23 protein-coding genes are annotated in these 24,199 nt (G+C 75.6%); 14 read left to right on the forward strand and 9 right to left on the reverse strand.

Annotated elements, in window-relative coordinates; all coding sequences use genetic code 11:
- The first annotated feature begins 5 nt into the window (after window positions 1–5).
- Entirely contained in the window at window positions 6–1,016 is a 1,011-nt protein-coding gene (locus OO57_RS08215; RefSeq protein WP_033251647.1) for a quinone oxidoreductase family protein, read from the forward strand.
- Window positions 1,017–1,257: 241 nt separating this feature from the next.
- Here OO57_RS08215 and OO57_RS08220 read toward each other — a convergent pair whose 3' ends face one another.
- From OO57_RS08220 to OO57_RS08230, 3 genes are read right to left on the reverse strand one after another with little or no spacing between them, the layout of a single operon-like run.
- Window positions 1,258–1,449, reverse strand: coding sequence for a DUF397 domain-containing protein (locus tag OO57_RS08220; protein WP_033251648.1), 192 nt, complete (start codon window positions 1,447–1,449; stop codon window positions 1,258–1,260).
- 15 nt (window positions 1,450–1,464) lie between these two features.
- Complete coding sequence (locus OO57_RS08225; protein ID WP_033251649.1) at window positions 1,465–1,674, reverse strand: DUF397 domain-containing protein; 210 nt, start codon at window positions 1,672–1,674, stop codon at window positions 1,465–1,467.
- Complete coding sequence (locus OO57_RS08230) at window positions 1,667–2,497, reverse strand: helix-turn-helix domain-containing protein (RefSeq protein ID WP_033251650.1); 831 nt, start codon at window positions 2,495–2,497, stop codon at window positions 1,667–1,669. Before OO57_RS08230 ends, OO57_RS08225 begins: the two co-directional genes overlap by 8 nt.
- A 113-nt stretch (window positions 2,498–2,610) precedes the next feature.
- Here OO57_RS08230 and OO57_RS43660 point away from each other — a divergent pair, with 113 nt between their 5' ends.
- The 4 genes from OO57_RS43660 (at window position 2,611) to OO57_RS08250 (ending at window position 3,973) form a co-directional block, all read left to right on the forward strand.
- A complete protein-coding gene (locus OO57_RS43660) occupies window positions 2,611–2,967 on the forward strand; it encodes a hypothetical protein (protein ID WP_033251651.1) in 357 nt (118 codons plus the stop codon).
- Window positions 2,964–3,149 carry a hypothetical protein gene (locus OO57_RS43665; protein ID WP_033251652.1) on the forward strand — a complete coding sequence of 62 codons (186 nt, stop codon included), beginning with the start codon at window positions 2,964–2,966 and terminating at the stop codon, window positions 3,147–3,149. The genes OO57_RS43660 and OO57_RS43665 overlap by 4 nt, the downstream gene beginning before the upstream one ends.
- The gene (locus OO57_RS08245; RefSeq protein ID WP_033251653.1) at window positions 3,146–3,376 is read left to right on the forward strand and encodes a hypothetical protein; all 231 of its coding nucleotides are present in this window, start codon (window positions 3,146–3,148) and stop codon (window positions 3,374–3,376) included. The genes OO57_RS43665 and OO57_RS08245 overlap by 4 nt, the downstream gene beginning before the upstream one ends.
- A gap of 105 nt (window positions 3,377–3,481) precedes the next feature.
- Complete coding sequence (locus OO57_RS08250; RefSeq protein ID WP_033251654.1) at window positions 3,482–3,973, forward strand: HPP family protein; 492 nt, start codon at window positions 3,482–3,484, stop codon at window positions 3,971–3,973.
- Window positions 3,974–3,983: 10 nt separating this feature from the next.
- Here OO57_RS08250 and OO57_RS08255 read toward each other — a convergent pair whose 3' ends face one another.
- The 3 genes from OO57_RS08255 to OO57_RS08265 all read right to left on the reverse strand — a co-directional run bounded on the left by OO57_RS08255 (window position 3,984) and on the right by OO57_RS08265 (window position 6,437).
- The gene (locus OO57_RS08255; RefSeq protein ID WP_051776896.1) at window positions 3,984–4,469 is read right to left on the reverse strand and encodes an ATP-binding protein; all 486 of its coding nucleotides are present in this window, start codon (window positions 4,467–4,469) and stop codon (window positions 3,984–3,986) included.
- Window positions 4,470–4,683: 214 nt separating this feature from the next.
- Entirely contained in the window at window positions 4,684–5,493 is an 810-nt protein-coding gene (locus OO57_RS08260) for an ABC transporter permease (RefSeq protein WP_033251655.1), read from the reverse strand.
- Window positions 5,490–6,437: an ABC transporter ATP-binding protein gene (locus OO57_RS08265; protein ID WP_033251656.1), complete on the reverse strand. Its 948-nt coding sequence runs from the start codon at window positions 6,435–6,437 to the stop codon at window positions 5,490–5,492. Before OO57_RS08265 ends, OO57_RS08260 begins: the two co-directional genes overlap by 4 nt.
- A 273-nt stretch (window positions 6,438–6,710) precedes the next feature.
- On the opposite strand from OO57_RS08265, the gene OO57_RS43670 reads away from it, so the two are divergent.
- The 8 genes from OO57_RS43670 (at window position 6,711) to OO57_RS08300 (ending at window position 21,176) form a co-directional block, all read left to right on the forward strand.
- Window positions 6,711–6,875 (forward strand): hypothetical protein, encoded by a 165-nt coding sequence (locus OO57_RS43670; protein WP_157845508.1) that lies wholly within the window; start codon window positions 6,711–6,713, stop codon window positions 6,873–6,875.
- Between the two features lie 104 nt (window positions 6,876–6,979).
- Window positions 6,980–8,230 carry a cytochrome P450 gene (locus OO57_RS08270; protein ID WP_033251657.1) on the forward strand — a complete coding sequence of 417 codons (1,251 nt, stop codon included), beginning with the start codon at window positions 6,980–6,982 and terminating at the stop codon, window positions 8,228–8,230.
- Window positions 8,227–9,090 carry a biotin/lipoyl-containing protein gene (locus OO57_RS08275; RefSeq protein WP_033251658.1) on the forward strand — a complete coding sequence of 288 codons (864 nt, stop codon included), beginning with the start codon at window positions 8,227–8,229 and terminating at the stop codon, window positions 9,088–9,090. Before OO57_RS08270 ends, OO57_RS08275 begins: the two co-directional genes overlap by 4 nt.
- A complete protein-coding gene (locus OO57_RS08280) occupies window positions 9,087–11,801 on the forward strand; it encodes an ATP-binding cassette domain-containing protein (RefSeq protein WP_051776897.1) in 2,715 nt (904 codons plus the stop codon). Before OO57_RS08275 ends, OO57_RS08280 begins: the two co-directional genes overlap by 4 nt.
- Complete coding sequence (locus OO57_RS08285; protein ID WP_051776898.1) at window positions 11,798–14,047, forward strand: ATP-binding cassette domain-containing protein; 2,250 nt, start codon at window positions 11,798–11,800, stop codon at window positions 14,045–14,047. The genes OO57_RS08280 and OO57_RS08285 overlap by 4 nt, the downstream gene beginning before the upstream one ends.
- A 1-nt stretch (window position 14,048) precedes the next feature.
- Window positions 14,049–17,294, forward strand: a complete 3,246-nt coding sequence (lanM, locus tag OO57_RS08290; protein WP_051776900.1) for a type 2 lanthipeptide synthetase LanM — start codon at window positions 14,049–14,051, stop codon at window positions 17,292–17,294.
- A gap of 28 nt (window positions 17,295–17,322) precedes the next feature.
- Complete coding sequence (locus OO57_RS08295) at window positions 17,323–19,596, forward strand: TOMM precursor leader peptide-binding protein (protein WP_051776902.1); 2,274 nt, start codon at window positions 17,323–17,325, stop codon at window positions 19,594–19,596.
- 53 nt (window positions 19,597–19,649) lie between these two features.
- Window positions 19,650–21,176 (forward strand): SagB/ThcOx family dehydrogenase, encoded by a 1,527-nt coding sequence (locus OO57_RS08300; protein WP_051776904.1) that lies wholly within the window; start codon window positions 19,650–19,652, stop codon window positions 21,174–21,176.
- A gap of 82 nt (window positions 21,177–21,258) precedes the next feature.
- Here the strand turns inward: OO57_RS08300 and OO57_RS08305 are convergent, their stop codons facing one another.
- The 3 genes from OO57_RS08305 to OO57_RS08315 all read right to left on the reverse strand — a co-directional run bounded on the left by OO57_RS08305 (window position 21,259) and on the right by OO57_RS08315 (window position 22,844).
- Entirely contained in the window at window positions 21,259–21,948 is a 690-nt protein-coding gene (locus OO57_RS08305; protein ID WP_051776906.1) for a response regulator transcription factor, read from the reverse strand.
- Between the two features lie 31 nt (window positions 21,949–21,979).
- Window positions 21,980–22,264 (reverse strand): hypothetical protein, encoded by a 285-nt coding sequence (locus OO57_RS42320; protein WP_158715058.1) that lies wholly within the window; start codon window positions 22,262–22,264, stop codon window positions 21,980–21,982.
- Window positions 22,265–22,514: 250 nt separating this feature from the next.
- Window positions 22,515–22,844, reverse strand: a complete 330-nt coding sequence (locus tag OO57_RS08315; protein ID WP_033251661.1) for a hypothetical protein — start codon at window positions 22,842–22,844, stop codon at window positions 22,515–22,517.
- A gap of 273 nt (window positions 22,845–23,117) precedes the next feature.
- Between OO57_RS08315 and OO57_RS08320 the strand changes: the two genes are divergently transcribed.
- Window positions 23,118–24,134, forward strand: coding sequence for a LuxR C-terminal-related transcriptional regulator (locus tag OO57_RS08320; protein WP_033251662.1), 1,017 nt, complete (start codon window positions 23,118–23,120; stop codon window positions 24,132–24,134).
- The last annotated feature ends 65 nt before the right edge of the window (window positions 24,135–24,199 follow it).

Below are 24,199 nucleotides of genomic sequence, written 5' to 3' on the forward strand. Positions count from 1 at the left end.
GGGTCATGCGAGCGATACAGGTGTACGAGGTCGGCGGTCCCGAGGTGTTGCAGGAGGCCGAGGTGGACCAGCCGCGGCCGGGCCCGGGCGAGGCGGTCGTGGAGGTCGCCGCATCCGGGGTCAACTTCCTCGACGTCTACCACCGCGAAGGCCGGTACGGCCTCCCGCTGCCCTTCACCCCGGGCACCGAGGGCGCCGGCAGGGTCGTCGAAGTCGGACCCGGCGTCGCTGACGTCGCGGTCGGGGACCGGGTCGGTTGGGTGGAGACTCCCGGCACCTACGCCGAGCGGGCCGTCGTGGACGCCTCCCGGCTGGTGCCGCTGCCCGACGACATCGACTTCGAGACGGCCGCCGCCGTGCTCCTCCAGGGCATGACCGCGCACTACCTCATCAAGGACGCCTACCCGGTTCAGGAGGGCGACACGGTGCTCGTGCACGCGGCTGCCGGTGGCATGGGGCTGCTTCTGACCCAGCTCGTCACCCATCTCGGCGGCAGGGTGATCGGCACGACGTCGACCACGGCGAAGGCCGAGCTGGCGAAGCGGGCCGGGGCCGCCGAGGTGATCCTCTCCTCCGCGGTCGACGATCTCGCAGCCGAGGTGCGGCGGCTCAACGGCGGTCAGGGACTGCCGGTCGTCTTCGACGGCGTCGGCGCGCACACCTTCGAGGCGAGCCTCGCCAGCCTGCGAACCCGCGGCCACCTCGTGCTCTTCGGCGCGGCGAGTGGTGCCGTGCCCCCGTTCGACCCGATGCGGCTCGCCCAGGGCGGTTCGCTGACCCTGATCCGGCCCAGCCTCGGGCACTACATCGCCGATCGGTCCGAACTGCTCCGACGGGCCGCCGATGTGTTCGAGTGGGTGCGCTCCAAGGCGCTTGAGGTCAACGTGACGGGCCGCTACGCACTGTCCGAGGCCGCCCGGGCCCACAGCGATCTGGAGGCCCGGCGCACCACCGGCAAGCTGCTCGTCCTACCCGGTGCGGCCGCTCCCGGACGCCGCGAGGAGACGCAGAGCTGATCGCGGGCGACGAGGCCGCCGCCGATCCGCCCTCCCCGGTCCGTCCGGTGCGGCGTCCGGCCCGGACGGCCCACCCGAAACGGGGAACCCGCCAACTGGGCAGGTGACCCGTCCGGGCAGACCCGCGGGGCAGCAGTATCGGCGCGCCCTCCAGCCAAATCGCCTTCAGGGGGCGAAGGTTGACGGCTGTATGCGTGCGAAGGCCCCGGCGGCAGACGTCACGCCGGGGCCTGCTGGGTTGTCATGCGGCGGGGAGATCGCCCGTCTTGAGGCTGGTGACGAAGGCCTGCCAGGCGTGGGTGGTGAAGGTGAGGCGGGGGCCGTCGGGGTCCTTGGAGTCGCGGACGGTGCCGGGGTCGGCGTCGTCCACCTCGATGCAGTTCCCGCCGTCGCCGCCGCTGTAGGACGACTTGCGCCAGGTCGCTTCGCTCATGGGCGTGATCCTCCGTCAGGTGGTGGGGAATGCTCCGGCCTTGATGCCGGTGAGGAAGGCTTGCCAGGTGTGGGTGGTGAAGGTGAGGCGGGGGCCGTCGGGGTCCTTGGAGTCGCGGACGGTGCCGGGGTTGGCGTCGTCCACCTCCACGCACTCGCCGCCGTTGCCGCCGCTGTAGGACGACTTGCGCCAGGTGGAGGGGCTGAGGTCGGTCGCTTCACTCATGTGCGTATTCCTCCGCCGCCGACTCGATCAGGTCCAGGGACGCCACTGGCGACAGCGCGACGGCCCTGGCCAAATCGTATGACCCCTGGCAACGGGCGACCAGGGCCGGATCGTCGAGCAACTGGCCCGAGTGCAGGCCCTCGACGTACGCCACCGGTGGGGCTTCCGCGAACGTCATCAGGAAGACCGAACCTTCTGTCATGGCGTGTGCACCAGCGCTGAACGGCAGTACCTGGAGCAGGAGTTTGCCCGCCTCCGCCAGCCCGAGGAGGCGGCGTAGCTGCTCGGCCATCACGGGTCCGCCGCCCACGGGTGTCCGGATCACCGTCTCGTGCAGGATCACCCACAACAAGGGCGCTGTTGGACCGGCCAGGATGCGGGCCCGATCGAGTCTGGCCGTCACCGCGTCGTCCACGGCTCCGGCTGCCGCGAACGGTTTGGCCGCGCGGACGACGGCGCGTGCGTAGTCGGCCGTCTGCAGCAGCCCTGTCACCAGGGTCGGCGCGTAGTGCGAGATCGTCTCCGCCTGGGCCTCCAGCTCGGCGGCCCGCGCGAAGTGGGCGGCGTGCCGGGTGCGGGCGACCATGGGGTAGAGGCGGGTGAAGTGGCCTCCGGTGCCGAGGGCGGCGTCGAGTCGCTCGGAGAGGTCCGCCTGCGGTTTGCGGACCGCGACTTCGATCTGGCCGATGTACGCGCCCGAGCAGAAGACCAGTTCGCCCAGTGCGCTCTGCGAGAGGCCCTTCTCCTCGCGGAGTCTGCGGACCTCGGCCCCGTAGAAGGCGCTGGGGGAGGAGGCGGAGTCGAGGTTCTTCGGGCCGACCATGCGTCACCCCCCGCTTCCAGCTGTGCCGTTGCTGCGTCTGCGCCCCTGTTCAGGGTAGCGAGCGGTGCCGAATCTGGTGGCGGAAAGTGGAGAGCCGACAGCACGGAGCGACGATGGCGGAGACGGAACGCGAGGCGGCGCGGTTGCGCGCGCACCGCGTGGCGGCGGAGGAGGCGGCGGATGCCGTGGAGACGGCGTGGCGGCTCGCGGGGTTGCCGTCCGAGCCGGGGGTGATGCCCGTGACGCGGGGGAGCGGGCTGGGTGCGGGCCCGCACGTCTCGCTCGGGGGGTGCAGCGTGGCCGCGGCCCGGGCGTTGGCGGAGGTGCTGACGGAGTACACCCGGTTGACGGGGCGGCTGGTCGACGGGCGGGCCCAGCGGGTCCTGGCGCGGGTGCTGGCCGAGCACGGCGTGCGACCGGCCCTGCCGGGGGACGGGGCGTACGTGGTGCTGCGGGGGGTGGGCGCGTGAGCGGTGCGGAGTGGGAGCCCCGGGAGGGGCGGGTGGCGTACGACCGGCGTTCGGGGGAGGACGTGCGGGTGATGGCGGTGCACGCCTGCGGGGTGTTCGTCCGGAGTCTGCGGGACGGGCGGGAGGGCGTCACCGCGCTGGGGGAGCTCGCCCCGCCGGAGCGTGGGGCGGAGGAGTCGTGACGGAGGCGTCCCGGCGGGCGTGGGAGGCGGCGGTCCGGTTGGTGGAGTTGCTCGGGGTGGAGGTCGGGCTGTCGGAGGGGGAGGAGGGCGTGCAGATCCTGCTCGAACTGCCGATGGAGGGAGGGCACGACCCCTGTGTGGAGGTGCTCGCCGTCCTGGGCGGCGCCGACCGCTACGGCCACCGGCGGCGGTCCGGCCGCGAGCACCTGTGGGCCGTCTTCCGGTAGGGGCGGCGGTCACGATTCTTGCCTCTGGGGCAAGTGGATTCTTGAAACGTCAACAGTCTGTTTAGGATTCCGGGGTCGCATATCCGCTGATCAGGAAGGTCTCGCATGTCCGTCACCCCGAACGCCGCCGCGCTGGGACGCCGGGCGTGGCACGCGATGCGGGCCGGGGGCTTTGCCACCGGGGCACTGCTGGTGCTGGTCGCGGTCGGCGTGCTGCTGCACCAGCCGGTGCTGATACCGCCGCTGGCGGCGAGTGCGGCGCTGGTGCACGGGGCGCCCGGGCTGCCGATCTCGCAGCCGCGGAACCTGGTGGGCGGGCAGCTGCTGTCCGCCGTGGTGGGGTTCCTGGTGCTGGCGGCGGCCGGGCCGGGGCCGTGGGCGGCGGCGGTCGCGGGCGGGCTGGCGCTGGTGGCGATGCTGGTCGCGCACGTGCCGCACTCGCCCGCGGCGGCGACCGCGGTGATCGTGGTGCTGCAGTCGCCGCGGCCGGGGGTCTTCCTGCCGCTGCTGGCCCTGGCCGCGGCCGTCCTGGTGCTGTTCGGGCTGCTGCCGCACCGGGTCGGCGGGCACCCGGTGCGCTACCCCGCGGCCTGGTGAGCGCCCGGGGTCAGTGCTGCTCGACGGGCGGCGGGGAGGCCGGGAGGGCGGGCAGCCGGACGTCGACCACGGTGGTGCGGGTGACCGGTTCGGAGCCGTCCGCGAGGGGGAGTTCGGCCCAGACGACCTTGCCGCGCGGCGAGGTGCGGTAGTAGCCCCAGCGGGAGGAGAGCTCGTCGACCAGGTGCAGGCCGCGGCCGCCGGTGGCGTCGGGGTCGGCCGTCCGGGGGCGGGGCGGGCGCGGGTCGTGGTCGCCGACCTGGACCAGCAGCGCGCCGTCGTGCAGCACCAGGGAGAGGGTGAAGCCGGGCGGGCCGCAGCGGGCCCGGACCGCGTTGGTGGCCAGTTCGGAGACCACCAGCCGGGCGGAGTCGGAGAGCTCGCCCCTGGTCCGCCAGCACTGCAGCACCTGCGCGGTGTGGCGGCGGGCCCCGGCGACCGATTCGGGGGTGCTGTCGAGCGTCAGCAGGCTGAGGTGCGGTCGGCTTCGGGACATCGCGGGCCTCCGGTGGGTGGCGGGCAGGGGCGGGGCGGGGCGGGGCGTCCGGCCAGGGGCAGGGGGTGACCCGCACCATCCAGGATCCGGTGACACGCCGACGGCCCACCACGGCCGGAAGTCCCGGGGGAGCGGGTACTTCGGGACGGGCGGGCCGGTCGGAGGTGGGTAGGCGGCGTTAACCGGCCGCGGTCCGAGGGCGACCGACGGGGGGTCAGCCGCGGCGCGGCTCCCAGCGCATCAGGCGCCGGGAGAGCACCGCGGCCCCGGCCAGCCAGGCGGCCAGCAGCAGCAGCGACGGCCCGGCGGACGTCCAGCCGTGCACCAGGTCCAGCTCCCGCAGCGGGCCGCCCGCCCAGGTCTCCGCGCCGAACTCGCGGCCGAACCAGGCGGTGCGCAGCCCCCGCACCACCGGGGAGAGCGGCAGCGCGCCGGACGGCCCCCGCAGCCAGTCGGGCAGGCCCGCGACCGGGGTGAACACGCCCGCGCCGAACATGCACAGCACCAGCACCGGCGTCGCCACCAGCGGCGCCGACTCGGCCGACGGCGTCACCCCCGACAGGGCCACCGCCAGCACCGCGAACAGCAGGTAGCCGCCGAGCAGGACGAGCAGCAGCAGCGCCGGATCGGCCGGCAGCGGCGCCCCGAACCAGCCGACCGCGACGCCGCCCAGCACCAGCGCCTGGACCAGCACCACCACCCCGCCCGCGCCCAACTGCCCGGCCAGGACGGCGCTCGGCGGGCACTCGGTGCCGCGCAGCCGCTTCAGCACCAGCTCCTCGCGGCGCGACACCACGCTGCCCAGCAGGTGGACGAACGAGGTGACCAGGGCCAGCCCGAGCAGCCCCACCGCCACGTACCCGGCGGCGTTCACCCCGCCGATCTCCCGCTCGCGCAGCGGCGCCGCGACCACCAGGTTGAGCAGCACCGGCAGCAGGAACCCGATGAAGGTGGAGCGCCGGTTGCGCCAGAACACCTTCCAGGAGAGGGCGAACTGCCCCTTGGCGTAGGCGGACCAGCTCATCGGGACGCTCCCAGCGGGGTGGTGGGGTGGTGGCGGTCGGCGAGGTCGAGGAAGACGTCCTCCAGCGAGCCGGAGCGCACCTCCAGGCCGTCCAGTTCGACGCCCCGGGCGGCCGCCCAGGCGTGCAGCGCGGCCAGTGCGGGCGCCGAGCGGGGCACCCGGTAGACCGCCCGGTTGTTGCTCAACGATGGTGCTGTGCCCAGGAGTTCGGGCAGCTCGGCGAAGCCGTGGCCGGGCGGCAGCGGCAGGCTGATCAGGTCGCCACGGCCGGACAGCACCTGGGCGACGGTGCCCTCGGCGGCGATCACCCCGCGGTCCATGACGGCCACCCGGTCGGCCAACTGCTGGGCCTCCTCCAGGTAGTGGGTGGTCAGCACCACCGTGGTACCCGCCGCGCGCAGCTCCTCGACCAGCCGCCAGGTGGCCCGCCGGGCCTCCGGGTCCAGGCCGGTGGTCGGCTCGTCCAGGAACAGCAGCTCCGGGTCGTTCAGCACGGCCAGCGCCAGGTCCAGGCGGCGGCGCTCGCCGCCGGACAGCTGGGCGACCCGGGTGCCGGCCTTCGCCTCCAGGGCGACCTTCGCCAGCACCTCGGCGGTCGGCCGGGCCCGGCTGGTGAAGGAGCGCCAGCAGTCCACGGTCTCCTTGACCGTCAACTCCTTGAAGAACCCGCCCTCCTGGAGCATCACCCCGGTGCGCCGACGGAGCTGCGGGCCCGCCGCGAACGGGTCCAGGCCGAGGACCCGGACCCGGCCCGAGGTCGGCGGGTGGTAGCCCTCCAGCACCTCCAGGGTGCTGGTCTTGCCCGCGCCGTTGGTGCCGATCAGGGCGAACAGTTCGCCGCGGGCGATGGAGAAGGAGATTCCGCGCACGGCCTCGTATTCTCCGTAACTGCGCCGCAGGTCCACTACCTCCACGGTCGGGGACTTCTCGGAAAGAGGTGTCATGCATGCAGCGTGACGGGTGCGGGCCGGGAACGGCAAGTAGCGCATCGCCGCAGGTCAGAACACGTGCAAAATGTCATCTCGGGCGGTGACATTTACGCCCCGCGGAATCTGACATCTCCTACTGCACGGATTTTCGGAACCCGGTCATAGTTGAGACATCGCCGAGAGCGGCACCGGGGAAATCGGGACCGGGAAAGCGAACGGCGGGAAAAGGAAGACCGAGGCGACCGACCCGGGAAGCGGGCCGGAGCCGCGCAACAGAAGGAGCCTCCCATGGCGCAGAACGAGATCAACAAGGACGAGCAGTTCGACATCGAGGTCGAGGAGCTGGACACCGTCAACGGCGGCGTCTCCGTCTCCTCCCTGCTCTCCGCCGCCTGCCCGGTGTCGAGCTTCAGCTCGGTGTCGAACTCCGTCGCCGAGGTCTCGGCCGAGTAATTCGGGTCCTGTGCGGGGGTGGTCCGCTCTCCGGCGGCCCACCCCCGCACCCCGCTCCGGCCCCGACGACCGAGCCACACCGCCAGATTGAAGGAGAGCCGGGCATGGACAGCCTCCGGCACGAGCTGACGCGGTTCATCCAGCAGCCCGCCGCTCAGCAGGACCCACCCGCGCTCTACCGCCGGCTGCTGGCCGAGGCGCCCGTCCTGGACCTCGGCCCGCTGTACGTGGTCTCCGGGCACCAGGAGATCCTCGCCGTCCTGATGAACCCCGGCACCAACGTCGACCCGACCACCGTCGGACTCCCCCGGGCCGGGAACACCGCCCTGCTCAAGGTGGTCAACCGGATGCTGCCGATGCGCGACGGCGCCGACCACACCCGGCTCAAGCGGCTCGCCACCGCCGCGTTCAGCCACCGCAGGCTGGAGCAGATGCGCGAGCGGATCGAGACCACCGCCGCCCGGCTGCTCGCCCCGCTGGTCGCCGCCGGCTCCTTCGAGCTCGTCGCCGACCTGGCCGTCCCGCTGCCGGTCGCCGTCTCCTGCGCGATCCTGGACGTCCCCGACTCCGAGCAGGGCCGGATCACCGGCTGGGCCGGCCTGGTCGCCCGCGCCATGCTCGACCCCGCCGGCACCGGACCCGGAGCCGCCGCCGTCGACGCCGAGTTCGCCGAATTCCACGCCTACGTCGAGGAGTTGTGCGCCCAGCGGGCCGCCCGGCCCGGCGACGACCTGATCAGCAAGCTGGCCACCGCCCGCGGCGAGGGCCGACTCGACACCGAGGAACTGCTCGCCTTCGTGGTGATGCTGCTCGCCAACGGCCTGGAGACGCTCACCTCCGGACTCGCCGTCGCCGCCTGGGAGTTGATCCGCACCCCCGGCCTGGCCGCCCGGCTGCGCGCCCGGCCCGCACTGGCCGCCGCCGTGTTCGACGAGGCCCAGCGCCTCGGCAGCCCCGTCCGGGCCAGCGCCCGCGCCCTGACCCGCGAGGTCGCGCTCGGCGACACCGTCCTCCCGGCCGGCAGCGTCGCCATGCTGCTGTACGCCGCCGCCAACCGGGACCCGCGCCGCTACGCCGACCCCGACCGCTTCGACCCGGACCGCCCCGAACGCCAGCACCTCGCCTTCGGCCACGGCCCGCACCACTGCCTGGGCGCCCCGCTCTCCCTGATCGCGGGCGCCGCCGTCCTGCGCGGCCTCGCCGAGGCCGACGCCGTACGGGAGTTGAGCACCACCCTGACCGACGCCACCGCCCGCCCGAACGAACAGTTCGCCTTCGGCGGGGTGCGCGAACTGCCGGTGTCCTGCCCGCTGCGCACCGCGCCGCAGCCCGCGCCGATGGAGGTGGCGGCATGAGTACCGCGACGAATCCGCAGGCCGCGGAGACGGATCACAAGCGCACGAAGCGGGACACGGGGAGGGACACCGGGACACCGCCCGCGGCGGAACCCGAGCAGGACGCCGGGGCGCCCTCGCGCACCGCCGCCGTCGCCGCCGCCCGGGCCGCCGCCGTGCTGGAACCCGGGCTCGACCAGCCCGTCCGGCTGATCGGCCCCCGGCTGTGGCTGGCCGCCGCCGCCCTGCTGCTGGCCGTCGGTGCGGGCGCGGGCTGGGCGGTGTGGGGCAGGCTCCCGCACACCATGACCGTGCACGCCGTCGCCGCGCACGGGGACGCCCCCGTCCGGGTCGCCGCCGAACACGCGGGCAGCCTCGTCGAGTTCGAGGTCCGACCGGGCGACGCGGTCACCGCCGGACAGGTGCTGGCCCGGGTCGGCGACGGCGAACTCACCGCCCCCGAGAGCGGCACCGTCAGCGCCCTGCTGGTCCCGCCCGGCACCCAACTCTCTCCCGGCACAACCGTGCTGGCCCTCGACCCGGCCACCGCCCCGGCCACCGTCCGACTGCTGCTGGACGACCCGGAGGACGCGGCGAAGCTCGCCCCCGGCCTGCCCGTGCTCGTCCCGGCACCCGGCGGGGGAGCGGTGCGCGCCGTCATCGACCGCGTCGAGGCGCTGCCCGTTCGCGCCGACTCGCTCGACGGCACCCTGCCGGTCGCCGTCCCCGGCCTGCCGTCCGGCGGCGCCCCCGTCTGGGTCGCTTACGCCCGGCTCCCGCAGGGCGTCGCGTTCGCCGGCCCGCTGGCCCTGGACGTCCGGGTCGACCTCGGCAGCCGGCACCCGTACCAGGCAGTGCTGGGACAGGAGGCGAAGCGATGAAGCCCGCCCGGGCCGCGGCCGTCGAGCCGCCCGCCACCGGACCGCGCACCGCCAACAGCGGCCCGCCGCAGCCGGAATCGCAGCCGGAGCAGAAGTCGGAGCAGAGGTCGGAGCAGAAGTCGGAGCAGAAGTCGGAGCAGAAGGGGCCGCGGAAGAAGCGCACCTACCTGCGCACGCCGGTCGTTCCGCAGATGGAGGAACAGGACTGCGGGGCCGCCTGCCTCGCCGTGGTGCTCGGCGCGTTCGGTCGGCGGGTCACCCTGAACGAGGCCTCCCGGGCCTGCGGGGTCAGCCGCGACGGGGTCAGCGCCGCCGCCGTCGCCCGCGCCGCCGGACGCTACGGGCTGCAGGCCCGCGGCCGCCGGGTGGTGCGCCGCGAGGGGGAGCGGCTGGAGGGCCTCGACGCGGTGCCGGTGCCGTCCGTGGTGCTGGTCACCGGCCCGCACTTCGCCGTCTTCGAAGGCGTCAAGCGCGGCCGGGTGCACGTCAACGACCCCGCGCTGGGCTCCTACTCCGCCACCCCGGCCGAGTTCTGGGACTCCTTCGCGGGCATCGCCGTCGGCTTCGAGCCCGGCCCCGACTTCGAACCCGGCGGCCGCCGCTTCCCGCTGCTGCGCTCGCTCGGCGCCCGGATGCGGCCCTACGCCTGGCCGATGCTGGCCGCCGTGCTGGTCGGCATGCTGATGACCGTGCCCGGCGTGGCCTCCGCGTTCCTGCTGCGCACCTACCTGGCCACCGTCGTCAACGGCGGCGCCGCCGACTGGGCCCTGCCGCTGACCCTGGCCGGGGCCGCCGTCACCGGGCTCGTCCTGGCCGGGAACTGGCTGCGCTCCGCGATGGTCAACCGGGTGCTGGAGGCGATGGCCGCCCGCTCCTCCGCCGCTTTCCTGTGGAAGATGCTGCGGCTGCCCGGCGCCTTCTTCCACCGCCGCCAGCTCGGCGGCCTGGTCACCCGCGTCCAGCTCAACGACGGTCTCGCCAACCTGCTCTCCTACCGGGTCGCCGGGGCGGCCTCCTCGCTCGCCGCCGCCGCCGTCCACCTCACCGCGCTGCTCTGGCTCGCCCCGAGGCTCGCCGTGATCCCGGTCGCCGTCGCGGTGCTGGACGCGCTCGCGCTGCGCTCCGCCGACCGGCGGCGCGGCGGCACCATCCACCGGCTGCACGCCGAGGGCCACAAGCGCGACGGCGTCGCGTTCGCCGGAGTGTCCGCGATCGAGACGGTCAAGGCCGAGGGCGCCGAGGACGCGCTGTTCCGCTCCTGGGCCGGCTGGCAGGCCCGCGCCGCCCACACCGGGCAGCAGGTCGCCCGGAGCGTCCTGGTGCCGCTCTCGCTGCCCGGCGCGCTCAACTCCGCCGCCGCGGCCGCCGCGGTGATCGCCGGAACCGCCCTGCTGCTGGCCGGAACGCTCTCCTTCGGCACCCTGCTGGCCTTCCTGCTGCTGCTCAACGGCTTCCTGCTGCCCGTCTCCCAACTCGTCGGCACCGGCTCCGAGTTCACCGTCGCCCGGGCCCAGAACGCGCTGCTGGAGGACATCGAGACCAGCGAGGTCGACCCGTACCTCACCCCGGTCCTCGACGCCCCCGCCGAACCCGTCCGGCTGCGCGGCGAACTGGAGCTGCGCGACCTGGAGTTCGGCTACGACCCCAACCGGCCCCCCGCCCTCACCGGCATCTCGCTGCGGATCGCCCCCGGCGAATGGGTCGCCGTGGTCGGCGGCAGCGGCAGCGGCAAGTCCACCCTGGCCCGGCTCGCGGCCGGCGTCCTGCGTCCCTGGAAGGGCGAGGTGCTGCTCGACGGCCGCCCCCGCGACGACTGGCACCGCGCCGTCGTCACCGGGCAGGTCGCCTACGTCGAGCAGCAGTTGCGCCTCTTCGAAGGCACCGTCCGGGAGAACCTCACCCTCTGGGACCCCTCGGCCGACGAGGACGTCCTGCACCGGGCCCTCGCCGACGCCGAAGCCGCCGAACTCGTCCACCGCCGCGGCGGGTTGGACGCCCGGATCGACGAGGACGCCCGCAACTGGTCCGGCGGCGAACGCCAACGCATCGAGATCGCGCGGGCGTTGGCCCTCGAACCGGTGCTGGTCGTGCTCGACGAGGCGACCAGCGCACTCGACGCCCACACCGAGGCCGCCGTCAACGGGCACCTGCGCCGCCGCGGCGTCAGCTGCCTCGTGCTGGCCCACCGCCTCAGCACCATCCAGGCCGCCGACCGGGTCGTGGTGATCCGGGACGGCCGGATCGTCCAGCAGGGCCCGCCCGCCGAACTCGCCGAACAGGACGGCCCCTACCGCGAGTTGCTGCGCGAGACCGGGGCCGCCGCGGCGGGCGCAACCGCCGGGCCCGCCGCGGGCGGAGCCGCTGCCGCGGGGCGTTCCGGGCCGGGGGCGGCAGCCGTCCGTCCCTCCCGCACCGCAGGGGCAGCCGCTGCCGCGTGGCCGGAGGAGCGAGGGGACGGGGCGCCGCCCGCCGCGGGCGGAGCCGCTGCCGCGGGCGGGGGCCGCGGGGCGGGCGCAACCGCCGGGGCGGCAGGGAGCCCGGGCGGGGCGTCGTCCGTCGACGTCCGCCCGGTCGGGCCCGCCGCAGGCGCGTCGCTGCCCGTGGCCGGTCGCGAGGCTGCCGCGGACCGCTCCGCCGCCCCCGCGGGCGCGTCGCGGGCCCCCGGGAGCACCACCGAGAACCAGCCCGTCCGGACGGAGGAGCAGGCATGAGCACCATGACCACCCCCGCCGCCCCCGCGGGCGGGACGCAGACCACCGCGGCGGACCCCGAGCGCGGCCCGGCGACCCGGGCCGACGCCACCGCGGACGCCAACCGGACCGCACTCGCGGACGCGTTGGCGGAGTTCGGCACCACCACCCGTCCGCACACCTCCCCGCGCCCCGGCGGAGCCACGCCGACAGCGCCGCGCCACCGCGCGGACCAGGCGCGGGAGGTGCTGCGGGCCCTGGGGGTGCCGGTGCCCGACCAGGTCCCCGCCGCGGTGCGGGACGCCGCCGACCCGGTGACGGCGCTGCTGCGCCGGGCCGGGGTGCGCTGGCGTCCCGTGACGCTGAGCGGCGGGGACGAGAACGGCACGGCCGGGCCGATGGTGGCGTTCGCCGCCGAGGACGGCCGGCCGATCGCCCTGGTCCCCCGGGCCGGGCGGCACCGCCGCCACGACCCGGGTTCCGAACGGGCTTCCACCCGTGCGGAGTTGAGCCGCCAGGCGCTGCTGCTGTACCCGCCGCTGCCGCCGGGGTGCCCGACCCCGGTCGACCTGCTGCGCTTCGCCCTCGCCGTGCCCGGTGCCCGCCGGGACCTGGCGGTGCTGAGCGGGGCCGGTCTGGTGTCGGCGCTGCTCGGCCTGCTCGTCCCGCTGTCCACCGGAGTGCTGCTGCCCGGCCTGCTGCTGGCCGAACGGCACCCGGTGCGCTGGCTGGCCGTGCTGCTGGGCACCGCGGTGGCGGCGTCCTGGCTGCTCACGCTGGTCCGCAACACCGCGGCCGTCCGGCTCACCGGCCGGGTGCAGCACGCGCTCGAACCCGCTGTCTGGGACCGGCTGCTGGCCCAGGACGCGCGGTTCTTCCGCGACTACACCACGGGTGACCTGGTGCACCGGGCGAACGCGGTGGCGCAGGCCCGGCAAGCCCTCTCGGAGGTGCTGGTGGGTGCCGTGCTGGGCGCGGTGTTCGCCGTCACCGGGCTGACGGTCCTGCTGCTGGTGGACTGGCGGCTCGGCGGGCTGCTGCTGCTCGCCGTGCTGGCGGTGACGGCCGGGCTGCTGCTGCTCGGCCGTCGCCGCCAGGAGCACGAGTCGAAGGTGTACGAGGCGCACGGGCAGCTGCAGGGCGTGCTGTACGGGCTGCTGCTGGGCATCGACAAGATCCAGACCGCGGGCCGGGAGATCCAGGCCTTCGCCCGCTGGGCCGTCCCGTTCGCCGGGCAGAAGCGCGCGGACGCCGCCGCGATGCGCACCGAGGCGCTGTCCGGCGCCCTCACCGCCGCGCTCCAGCCCCTGCTGCTGGCCGTGCTGCTGGCCGGGGCGACGTTCGGTTCGGCCGCCGAGGCCGGGCACCTGGTGGCGGCGGGCGTGGCGGCCGGCCAGGTCGCGCTGGCGCTGGGCCAGGTCACCCACGCCGCGGCGGGCGCGTACGGGGTCGCCCCGGTGCTGGAGCGGCTGCGGCCGATCCTCGCCGAACCGGCCGTGAACGCCGCCGAGCGGAGCGGCCGGCTCGCCGACCCGGGCCGGCTGAAGGGGCGACTCGCCCTGGAGCACGTGGTGTTCCGCTACCCGGGCAGTGCGCTGCCCACCCTGGACGGGGTGTCGCTGCGCGCCGAGCCGGGCGAGTTCGTCGCGGTGGTCGGCCCGTCCGGCGCCGGGAAGTCCACCCTGGTCCGGCTGCTGCTCGGCTTCGAGCAGCCCGAGGCCGGGGCGGTCCGCTACGACGGCCGCGAACTGGCCGAGCTGGACGCCCGGTCGGTGCGCCGCCAGCTCGGCTCGGTGCTCCAGCACGGCCGGATGCTGCGCGGCTCGCTGCTGGAGAACCTGGCCGGGGCCGACCCCGACGTCACCGAGGACCGGATCTGGCACGCCGCCGAACTCGCCGGGATCGCCGACGAGTTGCGGGCCCTGCCGATGGGCCTCGGGACGAGGGTCGGCGAGGACGCGCAGGGCTTCTCCGGCGGCCAGGTGCAGCGCCTGCTGCTGGCCCGCGCCCTGGTCCGCGACCCGGCCGTGCTGCTGCTCGACGAGGCCACCTCCGCGCTCGACAACGCCACCCAGCAGCGGGTCGCCGCCGCCGTCGCCGGCCTCGACCGCACCCGCCTGGTGATCGCCCACCGACTGAGCACCGTCCGCACCGCCGACCGCATCTACGTGCTGGACGGGGGACGGGTGTCCGCCGAGGGCACCTACCGCGAACTTCTCGGCACCGACCCGCTGTTCACCCGCCTCGCCCGCCTCCAGGAGATGTGAGATGTCGCTCGACGTTCAGACCTGGCTCCGCACCCCCGGGGCCTCGGGCCACCAGGCCCCGACGGCCGTCCTGCTGCCCGGCCTGCCCGGCGCCGACGAGCGGCTGCACGCCGTGATCGCCGCCGCGGCGAGCTTCGAGGAACGCGCCGCGGCCCGCGACGACGGGCAGGCCCTGTTCGCCCCCGACCCGGCCGAGGACCGGCGCAGCCGCACCGCCGCCGTCGAGACCTGGCTGCGCCGCGCCGCGGGCGACCAGCGCTCCGCCGGGGTGCTGCTCGACCACCTCGCCGAGACCGGCCGCCCGCTCGGCGACGGCCTGCGCCGCGTCCGCCTCGCCGACCCGGCGAAGCTGCCGTCCTGGGCGTACCCGCTGGCGGTGTTCCTGCGCGCCCAGAGCACGGCCCCCGCGACCGGGCCGGGCGCGGTCGCGGCGGGCTTCGTGGCCGCCGCCGACGCCCTGCTGCCCGCCGGGGAGGGCGCGGTGCTGGGCGTCCCGGTCACCGTGAAGGGCCGCGCCGACGTGGTCTCCACCCTGACCGGGCGGCTGGTGGAGGTCGCCAACCTCACCCTGTGCCAGGAGTTCCAGCTCGCCACCGGCCGCCCCCGCGCGACGGGTTGGGACGCCGAGGGCGGCCCGGACGCCTCCGCCGCGGGCTGGCTGGCCCGGCTGGAGCGGCTGCCCGCGCTGGCCTACCTGATCGGCACGGTCTGCCGCCAGTGGCAGGAGATGTACACCGAGATGTTCGCCCGCTTCGCCGCCGACCGGGCCGGCCTGGTGGCCGAGATGTGGGGCGGCACCGACCCGGGCGCGCTGGACGCGGTGCACGGCGACGCGGGCGACCGGCACGCCCAGGGCCGCTCGGTGGCGCTGCTGCGCTTCGAGAACGGCGCGGGCGTGGTCTACAAGCCCAAGGACATGCGGCACGCCGCCGCCTTCCTCGGCCTGGTCGAGCGCCTCAACCGCGAGCTCTCGCTCGACCTGCCGCTGCGCACCGTGCTGATCCGCTCCGACCGCGGCGACGACGGCCACGGCGCCTCGCTCAGCACCGACTGCTCCGGCGACTACGGCTGGGAGGAGCTCGTCCCGTCCCGCCCGTGCACCGAACGGGCCGGCTTCGCCCGGTTCTACCGCCGCCTGGGCATGACGATCCGGCTGGTGCAGCTGCTGGAGGGCCGCGACATGTGGGCCGACAACCTGCTGGCCGACGGCGAGCACCCCGTCCTGATCGACCTGGAGTGCCTGCTCTACCCGCGGGTCCAGAACCCGCCGGTGCTCAAGGAGGCCCAGCACGCCCTGCTGGACGAGCTGGAGACCACCGTGGTGCGCACCGCGATGGCCTTCCAGGCCTGGACCCCGGCCGGGCGCACCGACGCCCTCGACATCGGCTGCCTGTCCCGGGTCGGCAGCCTGGAGGTCGTCCCCGGCGTGCCCGCGCTGCCCATCACCGCCTACCGGCCGGTGCACGAGGGACAGCCCGCCGACCCGTGGCAGTACACCGACGAGGTGGTCGACGGCTACCGCGAGATGCACGGCGCGCTGTACCGCCTCCGCGGCGAACTCGCCGACACCGACGGTCCGTTGAGCGGCTTCCGGGGCGTCTGGGTGCGCTACATCTGGCGCCACACCTGGGACGGCTACAAGATCCTGCGCGCCTCCACCAGCCCGCTCGCGCTGGACGACGGCGCGACCCGGGAGACCGTCATCGCGGGCGCCCTGCGCGGCGCCGTCACCGCCCGCTCCGGCGACCCGGACCGCGGCGACCTGCTGGAGGTGGTGCTCGCCGAGCTCGACTCCTTCCGCACCCTGGACATCCCGTTCTTCCGCTCGCTGACCACCTCCTCCTCGGTGTTCACCGCCGACGGCCGCGAGATCCCCGGCCACTTCCGCTCCACCGGCTGGCAGCGCCTCCAGCAGCGGGTCGCCGAACTCGACGACTTCGACCTGGACGCCCACGTCGCCGTGCTCTCCGGCTGCGCGGACGCCGCCCGGGCCGGCACCGAGGAACCCCCCGCGAAGCCGCTCCGCCCGCTGGCCGCCGCCGAACCGCCCAGCCCCGGCGAGCTGCTGGCCGAGGCCGTCGCGGTCGGCGACCGGATCCTGGCCGCCCGCCGCGGCACCGGCTGGGTCGCCCAGGGCTGGTACCCGGGCACCGGCCTGCGCCAGGTCGAGGTGCTCGGCCCCGACCTGACCTCCGGCACCCTCGGCATCGCCCTGTTCCTCGCCGAACTCTGGTCCGCCACCGGCGAACCCCGCTTCCACCGGGCCGCCCACGCCCTGCTCGCCGAGGCCGCCGCGCTGATCGACCCGGCCGAGCCCAAGGCCTTCGCCTTCGCCGGGGACTCCCGGCTGGCCTCCGGCGCGCCCGTCCCCGGCGGCTTCTTCGGCCCCGGCGCGATCATCCACGGCCTGGCCCGCGGCGGCCTGCTGCTCGGCGAGGCCGACTTCCTCACCGCCGCCCAGGCCCTCGTCCCCGGCGCCGTCACGGTCGCCGAGTCCGCCTCCAACCGGCCCGGCCGCCCGGTCCGGACCCCGCACGGCGACGTCCCGCTCGGCACCGCGGGCCTGCTGCTCAACCTGCTGCGGCTGCGCCGCGCCACGGGCGGCAGCCACGCCGACACCGACCAGGCGATCCGGGTCCTCGCCGCCGGGGCGCTCGACCAACTCGCCGACGAGCACGCCCCGTTCGACTTCCTGGAACTCGTCCCCGGCGGCGCCGACTCGATCGCCGCCGCGCTCGCCCGCACCCTCGCCGAGGCCCCCGCCCTGCTCGCCGACCCCGCCGACGTCCGGGCCCGGCTGCGCGCCCACCGCTTCGCCACCGGCACCCGCTCCGGCCGCCTCGCCTGCCTGGACGCCGCCGTCTCGCTCGGCGCCGACGCCGTCGACCGGGCCGACCTCGGCGCCCTCGCCCCGCCCGTCACCGGCCCCGAACTCGCCGCCCTCACCGGCCGCGCCCTGCTCGCCGCCGCCACCGAGGCGCTCACCGCGGCCGAGGCGGGCCTGGTGCACACCCTGCCCGAAGGCGCCGAAGCCCTGCTGCCCGGCCCGTTCTACGACGGCCGCGAGGCCGCCGCCCTGATGGTCCGCGAACTGCTCACCCGCCACCGCCTGCACGGCACCTGGTTCCCGGACCGGGCCGCGCACGACGCCGTCAACCTCGGCGCGCTGGACGGCACCGTCGCCGTCGGCCTGCTGCTGCTGCGCCTGCACGACGCCTCCGCCGCCCCGCTCGCCACCCTGCGCTGACCGCGCGCCGCATCGAGGAGTACCCGCCATGTCCGAACTCATCGGCTTCAAACGCCACTTCACCCCGTACGTGGTCGACGGCGAGGCCGTCTACCTGGTCTCCGAGCGCGGCGTCTCGGTGGTCGACGGCAGGCTCGCCCAGGCCCTCGCCCCGCTGCTGGACGGCACCCGCACCGCCGAGCAGATCGGCGCCGCCCTGGACGGCGTCGTCCCCGCCGACCGGCTCCGCGCGGGCGTCGACAAGCTCCGCGCGGGCGGCTGGGTCACCGCCGCCGACCCGGCCACCGACCGCCCCGGCGCGGCCTTCTTCGAGATGGCCGGGCAGGACGGCGACACCGCGATGACCGCGCTGCGCAGCGCCACCGTCCGGGTCGAGGTGCACGGGGAGCTCGACCCCGCCCCGTTCCTGGCCGCGCTGGCCGCCGCGGGCGTCACCGTCGACCCGGACGCCGCCTTCACCGTCGCGCTCACCGAGGACTACCTCCACCCCGGCCTGGCCGAACGCAACCGGCAGGCCCTCGCCGACGGCCGCCCCTGGCTGCTGGCCCGCCCGGTCGGCTCGATCGTCTGGGTCGGCCCGGTGTTCAGCCCCGACGCCCCGGGGGCCGAGAACACCGAGGGCTCCGGCTGCTGGGAGTGCCTGGCGCACCGGCTGTCCGCCAACCGGCAGTCGCTCAGCTACCTCCAGCACCGCCTCGGCCAGGACGGGCCGATCCCCACCGCCGGGGCCCACCTGCCCGCCACCCTGGCGCTCGGCACCCAGCTCGCCGCCCTGGAGACCGCCAAGTGGCTGGCCGGGGCCCGCCCGGCGCAGCCCGCCGTCACCACCCTGGACACTGTGCTGCTGGAGAGCGAGAAGCACGTCCTGGTGCGCCGCCCGCAGTGCGCCGCCTGCGGCGACGACGCGATGGTGGCGCAGCGCCAGCTCGCCCCCGTCCGCTTCGAGTCCCGGCCCAAGGCGTTCACCGCCGACGGCGGCCACCGCTCCGCCTCGCCCGAGGACATGCTGGAGAAGTACCGCCCCCAGCTCAGCCCGGTCACCGGCGTGGTCACCACCCTCGTCCCCGCCGCCCGCACCCCCACCGGCCTGCGGGTCTACGTCTCCGGGCAGAACCTCTCCCGGCAGAGCGGCGACCTCAGGCAGCTGCGCACCGGCCTGCGCTCGGTCTCCTGCGGCAAGGGCCGCACCGACGTGCAGGCCCGGGCCTCCGCGCTCGGCGAGGCCATGGAGCGCTTCTCCGGCGTCTTCCAGGGCGACGAGGCCCGCCGCACCGCGACCTACGCCGAACTCGGCGACGCCGCGATCCACCCCTCCCGCACCCTGCTCTACTCCGCCAGGCAGTACGCCGAGCGCGACCGCTGGAACGCCAAGCAGTCGATGTTCAACGTCGTGCCCGTCCCGTTCCGCGCGGACGACCCGATCGAGTGGTCCCCGGCCTGGTCGCTGACCGAGCAGCGGCACCGCTGGCTGCCCACCCAGGCGATGTACTACGGCTACCGGCACGCCGGCCGGTTCTACGCCGCGGGCGACTCCAACGGCTGCGCGGCCGGCACCTCCTTCGAGGACGCCGTGCTCCAGGGATTCCTGGAACTCGTCGAACGGGACGCCGTCGCGCTGTGGTGGTACAACCGCGTCCAGCGCCCCGCCGTCGACCTGGACGCCTTCGGCGACCCGTACGTCGACCAGCTCCGCGAGGTCTACCGCGGCCTGCGCCGGGAGATCTGGGCGCTCGACCTGACCGCCGACTTCGGCATCCCCGTCGTCGGCGCGTTCTCCCGCCGCACGGACGCCGGGCGGGGCGGCACCAACGAGGACGTGCTGATCGCGTTCGGCGCCCACCTCGACCCGCACATCGCGCTCACCCGCGCCCTGACCGAGATGAACCAGTTCCTCGGCCCCGTCGCCGGGGACGAGCACGGCCGGGTCAGCTACGCGGGCGCCGACCCCGAGCAGAAGGCCTGGTGGACCACCGCCACCGTCGCCAACCAGCCCTACCTGCTGCCCGACCCCGACGCCCCGCGCTCCACCCCCGCCAGTTGGCTCCCGCTCGCGGGCGCCGACCTCGCCGACGACCTGGCGCTCGTCCAGAAGATCGTCGAGGACCGCGGCATGGAGTTCCTGGTCGCCGACCAGACCCGCCCCGACGTGGGCCTGCCCGTCGCCCGGGTGATCGTTCCCGGCATGCGGCACTTCTGGGCCAGGTTCGCGCCCGGCCGGCTCTACGACGTCCCGGTCCGGCTCGGCTGGCTGGACACCCCGACCCCGGAGAGCGAGCTCAACCCGATCCCCGTCTTCATCTGACCGACGCGCGGGGCAGCCGGGCCCGGCTGCCCCGCCCCTCCGGGGAGGTACCCGTGACCGTCATCGACACCCTGCCGCCCGCCCCCGCCACCGGGGGCCACCACCCGCTGCGCCGCCTGCTGCGACTGCGCCCCGAGGTCGACGTCACCGCCCAGGGCGCCGACGTCGAACTCGCCCACCCGTGGGGCCGCCAGCGCGTCCACGCCCTCGGCGAGCGCACCGTCACCGCGCTGCTCGACCTCACCCGCACCGACGCCGACCTCGACCTGCTGGCGCTCGACCACGTCCGGCTGCTGAAGCTGCTCGAACGCTTCCCGTACCTGGTCACCACCACCGTCACCGACCCGCTCGGCACCCCGCTGGCCACCGCCGTGCCGATCGCCCGCTCCGCCACCCTGCCCGGATTCGCCCGCCCCACCGGCGAGTTGGTGCTCTCCCGGTTCGCCTACCTGCGCCGCCTGCCGGACGGCCAGGGCCAGGACGGCGAGAGCTGCGTCCTCGAATCGCCGATGGCGCCGTTCCGCCTCACCCTGCACCAGGCCGCCGCCGGAGCCTTCGTCGCCGCGCTCAGCACCTCCCGCACCGCCGGGGCCGCCGCCCTGCTCGCCGGGATGAGCCCCGCCGAGGGCGAGGCGCTGGCCGGACTGCTCGCGGGCGGCGGCTTCCTGGACGCGGGCAAGGGCGCCGAGGCCCCGCTCTGGGACTTCCACGACCTGCTGTTCCACGCCCGCAGCCGCCCCGGCCGCCACGACTACCCCACCGGCGGCGTCTTCGCCCACCAGGACGTCCCGCAGCTGCCCGCGGTCTCCGCCCCCGGCACCCGCGAGGAGGGCGAGGGCATCGACCTGCCCGTCCCCGACTGGGACACCGTCGTCGCCCGCGACCCCGCGCTCAGCGAAGTCCTGGAGGGCCGCCGCTCGGTGCGCTCCTACGCCGACGCCCCCGTCACCCTCGACCAGCTCGCCGAACTGCTCTACCGGGTGGCCCGGGTCCGCCGGGTCATCCCCGGCGACCCCGCCGACCCGCACGGCTACGACGGCGTCGAACGCCCCTACCCGGCCGGCGGCGCCACCGGCGAACTCGAGGTCTACCTCTCGGTGGTCAAGTGCACCGGCCTGGAACCCGGCGTCTACCGCTACGACGCCGCCGCCCACCGGCTGCGCCCCCGCCCGTTCCAGCACCCGGGCGAGGAGGCCGCGTTCAGCGAACTCGTCACCGCCGCCTGGCGCGCCACCGCCTGCACCGTCGACCCGCAGGTGCTGCTCACCGTCACCAGCCGCTTCGGCCGGCTCTCCTGGAAGTACAGCCAGATCGCGTACGCGCTGACCCTCAAGCACGTCGGCGTGCTCTACCAGACGCTCTACCTGGTCGCCACCGCGATGGGCCTGGCCCCGTGCGGCCTCGGCTCCGGCGACACCGACGCCGCCGCCCGGGCGCTCGGCCTGGACTGGACGGCGGAGTCCTCGGTCGGCGAGTTCCTGATCGGCAGCCGCCCGGCCGGGGTGCCGCGCACCGCGCACGGCTTCGCGGACGTGGTGGACGCCGCCCGCGCCGGGGAGGGCTTCGGCGAGAACTTCTAGGACCCCCGCGCCCGTACGCACGCCTGCGACCCGTCAGCGGGAACCTGACGGGTCGTCGGCGAGCCCTTCTCCTTCGAGCGCCCTACAGCCAGCCGCACTCGCGGGCGATCCGGATCGCGTCGCAGCGGTTGCGGGCCCTGGTCTTGGCGATCGCCGCCGAGACGTAGTTGCGCACCGTCCCCGGCGAGAGCGACAGCGCCGCGGCCGCCTCCCGCACCGTGCTGCCCTCGGCGATCTCGCCCAGCACCGCCAGCTCCCGGCGGCTCAGCGGCCCGGCCTGCCCGGCCCGCACCACGTCCAGCACCAGCCGCGGGTCGTACACCCGGCCGCCGCGGGCCAGTTCGCGCACCGCCGCGATCAGCGCCGCCGCCTGCACGTCCTTCAGCAGGACCCCGGCCGCGCCCTCCACCAGCGCCCGCCGCAGCTCCGCCGTCCGCGGCAGCGCCGGGACGAGCAGCAGCACCGCCGTGCCGGGCGCCGCCTGCTGCACCTGCCGGGCCAGCGCCGGACCGTCCGGCTGCTCCGGCTCCAGGCCCAGCACCGCCACCGCGGGCCGCACCCGGGCGGCCGCCGCCGCGGCCTCCTCGCCGCGGGCCGCCTCGGCGACCACCGCGAGGTCCTCCTCCCGGTCCAGCAGGGCCCCCAGGCCCGAGCGGAACAGGTGGTGGCCGTCGGCCAGCAGGATCCCGGCCGGGTCCGCCGCCGCCCCGGCGAGCGGGAACCGGTCCGTCATGGCCCGCTGCTCCAGCGGGCGTTCCAGTGCGGTCGTCATCCGCGCGCCTCCCCGGTCCGTTCCGGTCCGATCAGCCCCAGCCCCAGGTACCGGACTCCTGCGCGCCGCCGGTCGGGCTGCCGGACGGGCTCGGGCTGCCGGACGGCACGGGCACCGGGTCGGACACGCCGGGGCCGATCACGACCGCCTGCGCCCCCGCGCCGGCGGGCTGCTGCGGGCCGTCCGCGACCGCCCCGTCGGCGGTGACCGCGGCGCCGTGGCGGGTCGGCCCGGCGAGTTCGGCGGCGGTGGCGACGCCACCCACGGTCAGTGCGCCAAGTACGGCAATCGCGGCAATTCGGATGTTCAGCGACATGGGAGTGCCCGGTCCTCTCGCGTTCGGCTGATCCCCGGGCTGCCACCGGGGAGCGTGGTGTGAGCCGTCGTCAGGCGTCCGGTGCGCTCCGCGTCCCCCGCCGGGGGCTGCTGCCGCGGTTCCCGCTCCGTCGTCCTTCCGACAACAACGAGAGTGCTCCCGGCGGCGCCTCCGTGCCAGTGCCCGGGGCTGGCACCAGAGTGCCGTGACACCCTGAGGACAGCTCCGGACCTGCATTGTTGATGTACCGTCAATTGCGGGCGCGGTCCTGCCACCGCCCCAGCGCGAACCACGGATCCGCCTCGCACCGCACCACCGACCAGCCCGCCAGCGGCCCGCCCGGCCCCACCAGCGCCCCCGCCCCCGCCCGCAACGCCCACTCCGCCGCCAGCAGCGAGGAGGCCGTCAGGAAGCACACCGCCCCCAGCCCCGCCGCGTCCTCCCGCACCCGCGCGTGGCACACCCGGGCCCCGTCCAGCGGCAGCCGCAGCAGCAGCGCCCGCACCGGACCGGCCCCGGCCGCCTCCGGGCAGCCGTCCGCAACGGGCGGCGGAACCAGCTCCAGACGGATCGCGTACATTCGTCCAGCGTGGCAAACCCCGCGCTGCTCCGGGGGGTTGGGCGGGTGTCAGATCCCCGCCTGGCACGAATATGACAGTTGCCGGGCGCTCTTCACGACCCGCCCACCAGTGCGACAGAATCTCCGCAAGCCAGTTCTCCCGCCGTCCGGTCAGCGCTAGTCTGACGCCCGGTCAGCAGGAATCCGGGGGATGCGCGGCACCTGCGCGCTGGAGGTCGACATGGGCAGAACCACGAGAACGGGCACCGGGCCGGGCACGCGGAAGACCGGCCGTTGACCGCCGGCGGCCCGATCGGGCTCGACGCGTTCGGCGAAGCGGTGTACCGCGCCATGCTGCTCCACCCCGACCTCGACACCGGCGGCCTGGCCGGACACCTCGACGCCACCGAGTCCGAGGTCTGCGGCGCCCTCGACCGGCTCGCCGACCTCGCCCTCACCCGCCCCGCCAGCTGCGGCACCCGCTGGCGCGCCGTCAACCCCGAACGCGGCCTCGCCGCCCTCCTCGCCCACCAGGAGGCCGAGGAGGCCCGCCGCCAGCGCGAAGCCGAACGCAGCCGCGCCGCGATGGCCGGGCTCATCGCCGAGTACGCCAGCATCCACGCCCCCGGCGCGGGCGAGCAGCGCGGCATCGAGATGCTCGCCAGCCTCGACCAGGTCCGCGACCGGCTCATCCAACTCGCCTCCGACGCCACCGCCGAAGTCCTCTCCTTCGCCCCCGGCGGCCCCCAGCCCGCCCCCGTCATGGAAGCCAGCCGCGCCCTCGACCAGGAGACCCTCGAACGAGGCGTCCGGATGCGCACCGTCTACCAGGACAGCGTCCGCAACGACCCCGCCACCGTCCAGTACGCCCGCTGGCTGCACGGCCTCGGCGGCGCCGTCCGCACCACCCCCACCCTCCCGCTGCGCATGATCGTCGTCGACAACGCCACCGCCATCGTCCCGATCGACCCCGACGACCCCCGCAAGGGCGCCGTCCTCCTCCAGAGCCCCGGCGTAGTCGCCGCCCTCCGCGCCCTCTTCGACCAGGTCTGGGAACACGCCCGCCCCCTCGGCGAGAGCCCCCAACGCGACCCCCGCGGCCTCACCGGCCAGGAACGCGAACTCCTCCGCCTCCTCGCCGAAGGCCTCACCGACGAACGCGCCGGCCAACGCCTCGGCGTCTCCCTCCGCACCGTCCGCCGCATGATGGCCGACCTGATGATCCGCATGGACGCCCGCAGCCGCTTCCAAGCCGGCATCCACGTAGCCACCCTCGGCTGGCTGGAAACCCCCGAAGACGCCCCCGCCTGACCCCCAGCCCCCTACCTGGACGGGACGGGGCACGGCTGCCCGCCGCAGGTGCTTGCGGCGTCCCG

This window comes from Kitasatospora phosalacinea, assembly GCF_000717185.1.
GTDB lineage: Bacteria > Actinomycetota > Actinomycetes > Streptomycetales > Streptomycetaceae > Kitasatospora > Kitasatospora phosalacinea_A.